At 62.5% G+C, this 11768-nt stretch carries 12 protein-coding genes; 7 read left to right on the forward strand and 5 right to left on the reverse strand.

Translation table 11 applies throughout. The features are described from left to right. Positions 1-14 precede the first annotated feature (14 nt). From thiL to D8U71_RS21070, 6 genes are all read left to right on the forward strand, one after another. On the forward strand, positions 15-980 hold the full coding sequence (gene thiL, locus D8U71_RS21045) for a thiamine-phosphate kinase (protein ID WP_110646078.1): 966 nt from the start codon (positions 15-17) through the stop codon (positions 978-980). Next, positions 977-1480, forward strand: a complete 504-nt coding sequence (locus D8U71_RS21050; protein WP_130888587.1) for a phosphatidylglycerophosphatase A — start codon at positions 977-979, stop codon at positions 1478-1480. Before thiL ends, D8U71_RS21050 begins: the two co-directional genes overlap by 4 nt. 25 nt (positions 1481-1505) lie before the next feature. Then, a complete protein-coding gene (locus D8U71_RS21055; RefSeq protein ID WP_130888588.1) occupies positions 1506-2243 on the forward strand; it encodes a transporter substrate-binding domain-containing protein in 738 nt (245 codons plus the stop codon). A 144-nt stretch (positions 2244-2387) separates the two neighbouring features. Continuing rightward, on the forward strand, positions 2388-3005 hold the full coding sequence (gene ribA, locus D8U71_RS21060; RefSeq protein WP_024014485.1) for a GTP cyclohydrolase II: 618 nt from the start codon (positions 2388-2390) through the stop codon (positions 3003-3005). Beyond that, positions 3002-3421, forward strand: a complete 420-nt coding sequence (locus tag D8U71_RS21065) for a hypothetical protein (RefSeq protein WP_016772987.1) — start codon at positions 3002-3004, stop codon at positions 3419-3421. Before ribA ends, D8U71_RS21065 begins: the two co-directional genes overlap by 4 nt. After that, positions 3421-4221: a cobalamin-binding protein gene (locus tag D8U71_RS21070; RefSeq protein WP_130888589.1), complete on the forward strand. Its 801-nt coding sequence runs from the start codon at positions 3421-3423 to the stop codon at positions 4219-4221. The genes D8U71_RS21065 and D8U71_RS21070 overlap by 1 nt, the downstream gene beginning before the upstream one ends. 137 nt (positions 4222-4358) lie before the next feature. On the opposite strand, the gene D8U71_RS21075 is transcribed toward D8U71_RS21070, so the two are convergent. The 5 genes from D8U71_RS21075 to D8U71_RS21095 all read right to left on the reverse strand — a co-directional run bounded on the left by D8U71_RS21075 (position 4359) and on the right by D8U71_RS21095 (position 10738). Next, positions 4359-6242 (reverse strand): TonB-dependent receptor, encoded by a 1884-nt coding sequence (locus tag D8U71_RS21075; protein WP_130888590.1) that lies wholly within the window; start codon positions 6240-6242, stop codon positions 4359-4361. Positions 6243-6382: 140 nt separating this feature from the next. Further along, entirely contained in the window at positions 6383-8281 is a 1899-nt protein-coding gene (gene dxs, locus D8U71_RS21080; protein WP_073475710.1) for a 1-deoxy-D-xylulose-5-phosphate synthase, read from the reverse strand. 91 nt (positions 8282-8372) lie between these two features. Further along, positions 8373-9260, reverse strand: coding sequence for a (2E,6E)-farnesyl diphosphate synthase (gene ispA / locus D8U71_RS21085; protein WP_024014480.1), 888 nt, complete (start codon positions 9258-9260; stop codon positions 8373-8375). Beyond that, complete coding sequence (locus D8U71_RS21090; RefSeq protein ID WP_016772991.1) at positions 9257-9499, reverse strand: exodeoxyribonuclease VII small subunit; 243 nt, start codon at positions 9497-9499, stop codon at positions 9257-9259. The genes ispA and D8U71_RS21090 overlap by 4 nt, the downstream gene beginning before the upstream one ends. Positions 9500-9604: 105 nt before the next feature. Then, the gene (locus D8U71_RS21095) at positions 9605-10738 is read right to left on the reverse strand and encodes a Fic family protein (RefSeq protein ID WP_130888591.1); all 1134 of its coding nucleotides are present in this window, start codon (positions 10736-10738) and stop codon (positions 9605-9607) included. A 278-nt stretch (positions 10739-11016) separates the two neighbouring features. On the opposite strand from D8U71_RS21095, the gene D8U71_RS21100 reads away from it, so the two are divergent. Continuing rightward, positions 11017-11768: DUF2135 domain-containing protein (locus D8U71_RS21100; protein WP_130888592.1), on the forward strand; the 752-nt coding region annotated here is incomplete at its 3' end.

An 11768-nucleotide genomic window follows, 5' to 3' on the forward strand; every position in this document is an offset into this window, starting at 1 on the left:
ACTTTTTCTCGGCCATGGGCGAGTTTGAGCTGATCCGCAATTTCTTCGCCGCCGCGCCTTGTGCGCAGGGCGGCGAAGGCGTTGCTCTGGGGATCGGCGACGACTGCGCCTTGCTGGCGGTTCCCGCTGGGGAACAGCTGGCGGTTTCTACCGATACGCTGGTGGCCGGTGTGCATTTCGCCGACCCCTGCGATCCGTTTCTGCTCGGTCAGCGCTCGCTGGCCGTCGCGGTCAGTGACCTGGCCGCCATGGGCGCCGCGCCCGTTGCCTTTACCCTTGCCCTGACCTTGCCGACGGTGACTGCCGATTGGCTGCAAGCCTATGCCCGGGGTTTGAACCGCATGGCGCAAAGCTGCGGCGTCGCGCTGGTCGGCGGCGATACCACACGCGGACCGTTGAGCCTGACGGTCACCGTGTTCGGCCGCGTACCCGCTGGCCAGGCCTTGACCCGCAGCGGTGCGCAGGCCGGTGATCTGCTCTGCGTCGGCGGCGAACTGGGCAATGCCGCCGGCGCCTTGCCGCTGGTATTGGCCCAACGTGATGCCGAAGCGCATATCGCCCAGCCGCTGCTCGAGCATTACTGGTCGCCACAACCACAACTGGCCCTCGGTCAGGCGCTGCGCGGCAAGGCTACGGCGGCACTGGATATCTCCGACGGCCTGCTCGCCGATTGCGGGCATATCGCGCTGGCGTCGAAGGTGCGACTTGAGATTGAACGCGAGCGTGTACCGTTGTCGGATGCTTTAGTCGCGTTTCTCGGCCAGCGCGGTGCCGAGCGCGCGGCATTGAGCGGTGGTGATGATTACGTACTGGCCTTCACCTTGCCGTCCGCCGAGTTGCCGGCACTGTTGGCCGACGGCTGGCCGATCCATGTGATCGGGCGAGTGCTGCCGGGCCAGGGCGTGCTGCTGCTGGACCGCGACGGGCACGACATCACTCCGCAGATTCGCGGCTACCAACATTTTCAGGAGACACCGTGACAGATCACCCGAAACAGGTCCCTGCCGAATTCGTGCCTCCCTCGGTCTGGCGCAATCCGTGGCATTTCCTCGCGTTCGGCTTCGGCTCCGGCACCTTGCCAAAAGCGCCGGGCACGTGGGGCTCGCTGGTGGCGCTGCCGTTCATTCCGCTGTGGCAGATGCTGCCCGACTGGGGCTACTGGCTGATGCTCGGCATCACCATGCTGTTCGGCTTCTGGCTGTGCGGCAAAGTCGCTGACGATTTGCGCGTGCACGACCACGAAGGCATTGTCTGGGACGAAATGGTCGGCATGTGGATCACCCTGTGGCTGGTGCCGGAAGGCTGGTACTGGTTGCTCGCGGGTTTTCTGGTGTTCCGCTTCTTCGATATCCTCAAGCCGTGGCCGATCCGCTGGATCGACAAGCACGTGCATGGCGGCGTCGGCATCATGCTCGACGACGTGCTGGCCGGTGTGTTCGCCTGGCTGGCGATGCAAGGGCTGGTATGGGCATTCGCCTGATTCGACTCACGTGAGGAACCACGCAATGCTGCGACGCGGGTTGGCGCTGCTGCTTCTGGCTCTGCTGGGCACGTTCGCCCACGCGCAGGCCGCCGCGCCTGTGCCTGGGGTGATCCATCTGGCCAGCGAAGACTGGGAGGATTACACCGCCGCCGATGGTCACGGTCTGGCCTGGGACGTGTTGCGCAAAGTGTTCGAGCCGGCCGGGGTCAAGCTGGACATCCGCACGGTGCCGTACACCCGTTCGATCGGGCTGGTGCAGTTGAAGGAAGTCGACGCGCTGGTCGGCTCCTACCGCGACGAAGCCGAGCATGTGCTGTACCCGCAATCGAAGTTCGATTCTGATCACATCTACGCGCTGGGCCTGGCCAGCAGCCCGCCGCCGACCCAGGCGACCCTGGGCAAATATCGGTTGGCCTGGGTGCGCGGCTACCGCTACGAAAACTACTTGCCGAACATCCAGCGCTTCAACCAGATCGAACGGCGCACCGGCATTCTGCTGATGCTCAAGCAGGGCCGGGCGGATTACTACATCGATGCGCTGACCGAGATTGAAGCGGTCGTGCGCGATGCCGCGGATCCGGCGCAGTATCGCTATTCGCATCTGACTGAGTTGCCGCTGTTTCTCGGTTTCGCCGATACCCCACAGGCTCGCGCGTTGATGGCGCTGTATGACCGCCGCATGGCGGAGCTGGTCAAGAGCGGAGAGTTGAAGCCGGTCTTCGAGAGGTGGCAGCAGCCGTATCCGTTTGATCCAAAATGATCACAATGTCCTGTGGGAGCGCATGGCAACTGTCATCAAACTTTTTGATGGTTATGCCCGATAATTCAGCCTAAGCGTCCACAGGAACCTGCTGTTACAATGCCCGCCTGCGAATTTTCAGTCTTCTAGATCAGGAGCACATCGGTGCCTGTCGTCTTCGTCGCCGCTTCCAAGCTGCCAACGCCTTTTGCGCAATTCACCATGCACGGCTTTCTCGATGAGAGCACCGGGCGTGAGCACGTCGTGCTGAGCCTCGGTGAAATTGCCGATGGCGCCCCGGTACTCGGTCGCCTGCATTCCGAATGCCTGACCGGCGATGCCTTGTTCAGCCAGCGTTGCGACTGCGGCTCGCAACTGGAAGCCGCGTTGCAGGCGATCGCCCGCGAAGGCCGGGGCGTGCTGCTGTATCTGCGTCAGGAAGGGCGCGGCATCGGTCTGCTGAACAAGATCCGCGCTTACGAGTTGCAGGACGGCGGCGCCGATACCGTGGAAGCCAACGAGCGTCTGGGCTTTGCCGCCGATCAGCGCGACTACGCGATGTGCCTGCCGATGCTCGAACATTTGGGCGTGAAATCCCTGCGCCTGATGACCAACAACCCGCGCAAGGTCAAAGCGCTGACCGACATGGGCATCGTCGTCGCCGAGCGCGTGCCGCTGCACACCGGGCACAATCCGCACAACAAACTCTATCTGGCGACCAAGGCCAGCAAGCTCGACCACATGATGGGCAACGAGCATCAGGGCGAGGTCGACCGCGCGTGACCCGTGGCCAGGTGCGGCGGCGGTTGTCGGTGGCCTGGTGGCAATACCTGGCGCTGGCGCTGTTGCCGCTGTTCGTGCTCAACGCGCTGTTCGGTGAAGGCCAGGGCCTGCTGCCAGTGCTGGCAATGCCTTTGTTCATCGCCGGCGTCGCCTCGATGTTTGTCAGCCTGAAGTATTTCGCCCGCTACAAACACGCCCTGATCGCCACGCAAAAAGCCCTCGATACCGCCGAAGAACCCGCCGCCTGGATTGCCCTTGCGGCGCGTCGGCGTACGGCGTTGCTGGTAGCGTCCTTGCCGGCCTGGATTGGCGCACTGGCGGTATTCGTCGGCCTCGAAGCCGTGCCGTTGATGTTGCTGGCGCTGTCCACCGCCGTGCTGTTCTACCTCTATCATATTCCGCGTCAACTCGGCTGATGCATCGCCTGTGGCTGGCGGTTCTGCTGCTCGCCCTGAGCAGCCCGGCGCTGGCCGCACTGCGTGTGGTCAGCCTCGCCCCCTCACTGTCTGAAATCGTCGTTGAACTGGATTCCGCTGACCTGCTGGTCGGCGTACTGGATGCGGGCGAGCGGCCGGCGGCGATAGCGGATGTTCCATCAGTGGGCCGCTACGGCCAGCTCGACATGGAGCGCTTGCTCAGCCTGAAACCGGATTTGCTGCTGCTCTGGCCCGGTAGCGTCGGCGCGGGGCAGCGTGATCAGCTCAAGCGCCTGAACATTCCGACCTTCGTCGCCGAGCCGCATACGTTGGCGCAACTCGCGGCGCAGATCGAAGCCATTGCCGAACAGCTCGGGCGTCCTGAACGCGGGGCGCAACGAGCGGCCGAATTGCGCAAGCAACTGGATGACCTTCGTCAGCGTTATCGTCGTGATGTGCCGCTGCGGGTGTTTTATCAAGTCTGGGACAAACCGCTGTATACCATCGGTGGCGGTCAGATCATCAGCGATGCGCTTGAGGTGTGCGGCGCGCGCAATGTCTTCGCCGAGCTGAATCTGCCGGCGCCGCAGGTGAGTATCGAGGCGGTACTGCAGCGTGATCCGGAAGTGATTGTCGCCGGTGATCAGGCGCAGCTAGGGGCGTGGAAGACCTGGCCGCAGGTGGCGGCGGTCAGGCAGGGGAGACTGCTATTGGTCAGTGACAAAGGCCTTGAGCGACCGAGCGGGCAGATGATCAGCGCCACCGCCAAACTATGCCAATTGATCGCGCCGGATCGGTAGACCGCATCGCCTGTATTCGCGAGCAGGCTCGCTCCCACACTGGATTTTCGCTGAAAACAAACTGTGTGGCCGCACTCAGTCTACTGTGGGAGCGAGCCTGCTCGCGAAGAGGTCAGCCAGCCAATACAAATCTCAGCTCAGAGTTCAGGGGTCCACGTCACCCCGAACATCCACGCCCGACCTTCCTCGCGATAGCCATACTGCGCGCCGTCATAGCTGTAATTCGCCCGGCTGTAGCCCTTGTCCAGCAAGTTATCCACCTTCAGATCCAGCTTGATCTCACGGTTCAGCGCCCAACTGCTGCGCAGTCCAAGCGTGCCGTAGCCGCCCAGCGACTGGGTGTTGTTCAAGTCGTCGTAACTGCCGCTGACCAATTGCCAACTGGCGCCGAGTCCCAAGCGATCAAACTGCCGATCCAGATCCCAACTGGCCGTGCGCCGCGCCCGTCGCGCCAGCGTATGCCCGGTATCGCGATCACGTGGATCAATGATCGCTACGCCAAGATTGCTCTGCCAGCCAAACAGCTCGTGCTTCAGTGCCGCTTCAAAGCCATTGATCCGCGCTGACGCAACGTTCTGTGGGCGTGAGTTGCTGCCGAAGATGATCGCGTCTTCCAGGTCGGTACGGTAAATCGAGGCTTCCAGCCGCGCGCTGTCGCTCAACTGGCTGCGCCATTGCAGTTCGTAGCTTTTCGAAGTTTCCGGTTTCAGGTCGGGATTGCTGAAATCCGGGTAGTACAGGTCGTTGAAGGTCGGCGCGCGGAAACCTTCGCTGTAGCTCAGCAGCACGTCGTTGTCCGGGTTCAGCGGCAGGGTGAAGGTGCCGCTCCAGGTGTTCTGGCTGCCGAACTGCTGGTTGTCGTCGTGGCGCAGGCCGATCTCGGTGGAGAAGCTGTCGGCCTGATAGCGATGCTGGATGAACGCTGCGCGATTCCAGCGGCTGTCCTCGTCAAACGCAGTGCTGCTGTTGACCCGGTCTTCGTACCAGTCGCCGCCCAGAATCAGGCTGTTGCGAGCGTCCAGCGTCAGGTCGTTCTGCCAGTTCACCGAGTCGCGATAAGTGTTGAACACCGTGCGCTCGTCGCTGAGCTTGTCGAAGGTCTTTTCGCGGTTTTCGCTGTGGCCGAATTCAATGCGGGTTTTCCAGGTTTCGTTGACCCGCGCATCGACATAACTGCTGATGCTGCTGACATTGAAATCACTGTATGGCTGCTGTTGCACCGACTCGAAAGTGTCCATGTCGAAGCGGCCGAACGGGTTGTCGAATTCGCTCCTGCCACGGTTATCCAGCAGATTGGCGCCGACTTCGACGTCATCGGTCAGCGCGTGGCTGAGGCTCAGGCTCAGGGATTTGTTGCGGTAGGCGTCATGGTCGCTGTCGCTTGGATACGACTCGTGGGTACGGTCGATTCCGGCCGTTTCGTCGAGGCTGGCGCCGAGGTTGAAGCGGGTTTTCTCGTCGCCGCCGGACAAGCCGAGGCTGCGTTCCCATGTCTGCTGACTGCCAAAGCCCAGATGCAGGCGTGGCTGCAAGCCTTGCTCGGTGCCGCGCCGGGTGAAGATCTGGATCACCCCGCCAATCGCGTCGCTGCCGTAAATCACCGAGCGTGAACCGCGCAGCACTTCGACGCGCTCGATCTGCTCGATGTTCAGATGTTGCAGGTTGCTGTCGCCGGAAGTCGAGTTACCGATGCGCTGGCCATCGACCAGCACCAGGCTCTGCGCCGATTGCGTGCCGCGAATGTAGATCCCCGGCAGACTGCCGCGCCCGCCGGTCTGCGCCACTTGCACGCCGGGCACGCGCCGCAGCAGATCGGGCACGTCGCTTGGTTGCAGGCGATCGATGTCTTCGCGGGTGAACACGGTGTTGGCGGCGCTGCTGTCGTTGCGCGCTTCGACCTGACGATTGGCGCTGATCAGCGTGTCCGGCAGCTTCAGCGCCTGATCGCGTTCGAATGTATCGGCAAGGGCGCTGGCGGTTGGCAGCAGGAGGAAGGGCAGGGCGAGGCGCGAGAGGTTCATGGACAGTCCAACGGGAGTTTCAGGTGTACACAAATCAAATGTGGGAGCGAGCCTGCTCGCGAAGGCGGTGTATCAGTCAGTTCGTCTTTGACTGACAGTCCGCTTTCGCGAGCAGGCTCGCTCCCACAAGGGTATTGCGTTTATTGGGCGAGCAATGCCAGGCGCTGGCGAATCGACGCTTCGATCCCGGCCTCATCCAGCCCGCACTCGGCAAGCATCTGCGCCGGTTTCGCATGCTCGACGTAAATGTCCGGCAAGCCCAGATGCAGCATCGACTTGAGAATGTTCTCGCGGGCGAGGAATTCGCTGACCGCGCCGCCGGCGCCACCCATGATTGCGTTCTCTTCGATGGTCACCAGCAACTCGTGGTTGCCGGCGATCTCGCGTACCAGCGCTTCATCCAGCGGTTTGACGAAACGCATGTCGACCACGGTGGCGTCGAGCTTCTCGGCGACTTTCAAGGCTTCGCTCAGTTGCACGCCGAACACCAGCATGGCGACCTTGCTGCCCTGACGACGAACGATGCCCTTCCCGATTTCGATCGCTTCGAGATCTTTTTCGATGACAGCATTCGGGCCGCTGCCGCGTGGGTAACGGACCGCCGCCGGGCCGTTGTAGAGGTGGCCGGTGGTGAGCATTTTGCGCAATTCGTTTTCATCGCTCGGGGTCATGATGACCATGCCCGGGATGCAGCGCAGGTACGACAGGTCGTAGCTGCCAGCGTGGGTCGGGCCGTCTTCGCCGACCAGGCCGGCACGGTCGATGGCGAACAGCACGTCGAGGTTCTGCACGGCGACGTCGTGTACCAGTTGGTCGTAGCCGCGTTGCAGGAACGTCGAATAGATCGCCACCACCGGTTTCGCACCTTCGCAGGCCATGCCGGCAGCGAAAGTGACCGCGTGCTGCTCAGCAATCGCCACGTCGAAATAACGCTCGGGGAAGCGCTCGCTGAACGCCACCAGATCCGAGCCTTCCTTCATCGCCGGGGTAATTCCGACCAGACGAGCGTCAGCCGCCGCCATGTCACACAGCCACTCGCCAAACACCGCCGAATACTTCGGCCCGCTGACGGCTTTCGGCGCAGCGGCGGGGGCGTCCAGTGGTTCGAGTTTGGTGATGGCGTGGTAACCGATCGGGTCGACTTCCGCCGGGGCGAAGCCTTTGCCTTTCTTGGTGACGATGTGCAGGAACTGCGGGCCTTTGAGATCGCGCATGTTGCGCAGGGTGGCGATCAAGGTGGGCAGATCGTGGCCGTCGATCGGGCCGATGTAGTTCCAGCCCAGCTCTTCGAACAGGGTGCCGGGGACCAGCATGCCCTTGGCATATTCTTCGGTGCGACGGGCGATTTCCCACGCGCCGGGCAGGCGCGAAAGGACTTTCTTGCTGCCCTCGCGCATGCTCGCGTAGGTGCGGCTGGACAGGATCTTCGCCAGATAATTCGACAACCCGCCGACGTTGCGCGAGATCGACATATCGTTGTCGTTGAGGATCACCAGCATGTTGGCGTTGACTTCCGGCGCATGGTTGAGCGCCTCGAAAGCCATGCCGGCGGTCAGCGCACCGTCGCCGATCACGGCGATAGCCTTGCGATCGCTATCCTGCAGACGGGCGGCAATGGCCATGCCCAGCGCAGCGCTGATCGAGGTGCTGGAGTGCCCGACGCCGAAGGTGTCGTACTCGCTCTCGGAGCGGCGCGGGAACGCGGCAATGCCGTCCTTCTGACGCAGGCTGGCCATGCGCTCGCGGCGACCGGTGAGGATCTTGTGCGGATACGCCTGATGCCCGACGTCCCACAGCAGACGGTCGTCCGGGGTGTCGAAGACGTAATGCAGCGCGATGGTCAGCTCGATCACGCCCAGGCCGGCACCGAAATGCCCACCGGTCTGGCCGACCGTGTAGAGCAGTTCCAGGCGCAACTCATCGGCCAGGGTTTCCAGCTCGGCTTCGCCTAACCGGCGCAGGCCGTCCGGCGTGTTCGCGCGGTCGAGCAGGGGCGTGGTCGGGCGCTTGCGGGGAATCTCATGAAACGTCGTGGGCATCAGGCGAATCGTTATAGGTATAAAAGATGCGGCAGTTTACCTGATGCATCGCCCCCTGCCCACGCGTTGGTCTTTTTTGGCCGATACGCCGTCAGTTGCGTCGCTCGACGATATACCGCGCCAGCTCGCGCAACGGCTCGGCGGCCGCGTCAAACGGTCGCAGCGCCTGCAAGGCCTGATCGCGCAGTTCCAGAGCGTAGGCCTTGGCGGCGTCGAGGCCGAGCAGCGCCGGGTAGGTTGGCTTGTCGCGGGCAATGTCGGCGCCCTGGCGTTTGCCGAGGGTCGCGGTATCGCTTTCCACGTCGAGGATGTCGTCCTGCACCTGAAAGGCCAGGCCGATGGCCTGTGCATAAGTCTGCAAAGCCTGAAGCTGATCAGGCTGGGCGCGGCCGCTGGCCAGGGCACCAAGCTTGACGCTGACCTCAATCAGCGCGCCGGTCTTGTGCCGGTGCATCTGCTCGAGGGCCGTTTGATCGAGCTTGAGACCGACCGAACCGAGATCGATGGCTTGGCCGCCGACCATGCCCGCCGGACCGGCTGCATGGGCCAGCGCCGTGACCATCTGCAGACGGATGTCGCTGCTGCAATCGCTCAGGCGCGGATCGAGCAGGGCGCTGAAGGCCAGGCTCTGCAAGCCGTCACCGGCGAGGATCGCGCAGGCTTCGTCGAATTTCTTGTGGGTCGTCGGCTGGCCGCGACGCAGATCGTCATCGTCCATCGCCGGCAAATCGTCGTGCACCAGCGAGTAGGCGTGGATCAACTCGACCGCACACGCCGCGCCGCTGGCCTGTTCAGCCTTTGCGCCGAGGGCTTCGCACGCCGCGTAAGCCAGCAACGGGCGCACGCGCTTGCCGCCGTTCATCACGCTGTAGCGCATCGCTTCGTAGAGCCGCGCCAGTTCCGGCAGCGGCGCGTTGAACAGCGTTTCCAGCGCCGCGTTGACCCGGGCCTGACTGCTCGCCGAATACGCCGCGATCATTCTGGCTCATCCGCGTCGAAGGGTTCCTCGGCGAGCTCGCCATCGCGCTCCAGCAGCACCTGCACTTTCTGCTCGGCCTGGGCCAGCGCCGCCTGGCAGTCACGGGTCAGGCCGATGCCCTGCTCGAAAGCGGTCAGCGAGTCTTCTAGCGACAATTCACCGTTCTCCAGACGCTCGACCAGTGTTTGCAGGTCGGCGAGGGATTGTTCGAAATCCAGTGCAGCTTTTTTGCGGGCCATGGCGGCAAATTCCGGTAGACGTTAAACCGGCGCGACACTAGCAGATAGGGGGGGTATGGGCAAATGAGCGGGCCGTCGCCAAGCCTCTCCATAACGGTCGGCGAGTCAATCCGGATAGTTGATTTTGTAACGCGTACTGCGTCCGCCGCCCGGCAGGCGTTGCAGGCAGCCCTTGTCCAGCAACTCCGCCAGATGCCGCGTCGCGGTGGCTTTGGATACTTTCGCAACCGCTTGATATTGCCCTGCGCTGAGGCCCTGTTCGAAACCGCGCTCACCGCCATCGAGCAAGCGATTGAGCACTTTGATCTGCTCCGCTGAAAGGTCGGATTCGCGGTGCGCCTGCCAGAAGCGAGTCTTGCCCAACACCGAATCTATCCGGGTGATGGCTTGCTGCAGGCTGCGCAGCAGTGTCTGCAAAAACCAGCTCAGCCATTCGGTGATATCGAGCGTGGCCTTTTGGCTCGACTCCAGAATCCGGTAATAGCCGGCGCGATCCTCGAGAATGCTTGCGGACATCGCGTAGAAGCGGATCGCCTGCGCTTCGCCTTGCGCCAGCGCCAGATCGGTGATTGTGCGGGTCAGACGACCGTTGCCGTCGTCGAAAGGGTGCAGAGTGACAAACCAGAAATGCGCGATGCCTGCGCGTAACAGCGGATCCAGCGAAACCTGATCGCGGCTGGCTTCGAACCAGCTCAAAAAACGCTCAATTTGCTGTTCCAGCCCTTGGCGCGGTGGCGCCTCAAAGTGAACCGTTGGCCGGTCGAGTCGTCCGGACACCACCTGCATCGGTTCGTCGCCGCGCAAGGTACCGACGAGTATTGGCCGCGCGCTGAACATCGCTTCCTCGGCGGGGAAAAGCCAGGTGTGCCATTCCAGCAATCGGGCCAGGGTCAGCGGCTCGTCGAAGCCATGGGTGGCATCGAGCATCAATTGCGCCAAGCCCTCGCTACGCTGGCTGACGCTATCGCGATCAACCCATTCCAGACCCAGGCGCCGGGCCAGAGAAGAACGCACGGAGCCGACATTCAGTTGCTCACCTTCGATGGCGGAGGAGGTGACGATGTTCTGAAGCAACGCATCGAGCTCGCTCTGTGCGCTCATCGAATCGCCCACTGAGCCGGCCATTCCCAAGAGTCGGCCCTGCGTCTGCACGCACTCGCGCAGCAGCGGGGCGAGGCGCTCTGCTTGCCAGTTGAAGTCGGGCCAATCGGGTTGTTGCCAGATCCAGTGTGCGGTCATTGATCACCTGTCATAGAAGCGTGAGCCGAATAAAAACGCTATTCGGCTCATTTGGTGAGCCGAATATGCCGGCTATTCGGCTCATCGTCTACCCGGATGGCGAGAGTCCTACAGCAATCACACATGTATCCGATTGTTAAAAAACTGCCGAATCGCTACTCTTCGCGGCTTCTACGGCCCCGACAGTTGCGGGGTATTCAGACGAAACGCAGTTCACCGCTGTGAAGTACCGAGGATCGGGTGCAAGGTTTCGTTCAAGGCATGGCAGGAGGCGTCACATGCGTTCATTTCTTTTGCTGCTGATCGGCCTCGCCTGCGCGCCTGCGCTGTGGGCCGCGCCGACTGCGCAGTTGTCCGAGCCGGTCGGCGGTTGGCGTTATCACGGCCTGCTCGATCGTTCGGAAAATCCGCAGGTCGCCTACCCGACGCCGCCGATCGATCGCGGCATTCAGCGCAATCGCACGATGATCCAGGGCCAGCTCAAAGCCCTCGGGCACATGCGTCCGCCGCACAGCCTCGCCGTCAACGGCAATCCATTGAATCTGTACACCGATGACCAGGGGCGTTTTGCCCGGCCTTACGTCTTCGGCGCCGGCTCCAACAGCGTCGAAGTGATCAGCGCCGAGGGCCAGTCGCTCAAGCGCGTGCAATTTTATGAAGCAAATAATCTGCGCACGCCGGCGAAGATTCGTCTTGTCTTGGGATGGGACGACCCGAAAGCCGAGCTGGATCTGCATATTGTCACCCCCGACGGTCAGCATGCCTTTTGGGCACGGCCGGCGCTGAGCAATGGCGGCGGCCTCGACCCGGATGGTGTCGACGGCCCCGGCCCGGAAATGTTCACCATGACCGCGCCGCTGCACGGCACGTATCTGGTCTACGTCAACTATTGGGGCAACTACGGCGATGGTGGCTATAACTTCGAGGAAACCAGTAATCAGAACGAGGTGATCACCTCGCAGATCACCCTGGTGCTCAACGAAAACACCGTCGACGAAAAACGCGAAACCTTCATCGTGCCCCTGCGGGC

The organism is Pseudomonas sp. Sample_21 (assembly GCF_004307525.1).
GTDB classification, from domain to species: Bacteria; Pseudomonadota; Gammaproteobacteria; order Pseudomonadales; family Pseudomonadaceae; genus Aquipseudomonas; species Aquipseudomonas atacamensis.

What these genes read in the sequence shown, in the direction of transcription:
- thiL (WP_110646078.1), top strand. Translation starts at nt 15, where the DNA reads ATGGGCGAGTTTGAGCTGATCCGCAATTTCTTCGCCGCCGCGCCTTGT.
- D8U71_RS21055 (WP_130888588.1), top strand. Translation starts at nt 1,506, where the DNA reads ATGCTGCGACGCGGGTTGGCGCTGCTGCTTCTGGCTCTGCTGGGCACG.
- D8U71_RS21070 (WP_130888589.1), top strand. Translation starts at nt 3,421, where the DNA reads ATGCATCGCCTGTGGCTGGCGGTTCTGCTGCTCGCCCTGAGCAGCCCG.
- D8U71_RS21075 (WP_130888590.1), bottom strand. Translation starts at nt 6,242, where the DNA reads ATGAACCTCTCGCGCCTCGCCCTGCCCTTCCTCCTGCTGCCAACCGCC.
- dxs (WP_073475710.1), bottom strand. Translation starts at nt 8,281, where the DNA reads ATGCCCACGACGTTTCATGAGATTCCCCGCAAGCGCCCGACCACGCCC.
- ispA (WP_024014480.1), bottom strand. Translation starts at nt 9,260, where the DNA reads ATGATCGCGGCGTATTCGGCGAGCAGTCAGGCCCGGGTCAACGCGGCG.
- D8U71_RS21090 (WP_016772991.1), bottom strand. Translation starts at nt 9,499, where the DNA reads ATGGCCCGCAAAAAAGCTGCACTGGATTTCGAACAATCCCTCGCCGAC.
- D8U71_RS21095 (WP_130888591.1), bottom strand. Translation starts at nt 10,738, where the DNA reads ATGACCGCACACTGGATCTGGCAACAACCCGATTGGCCCGACTTCAAC.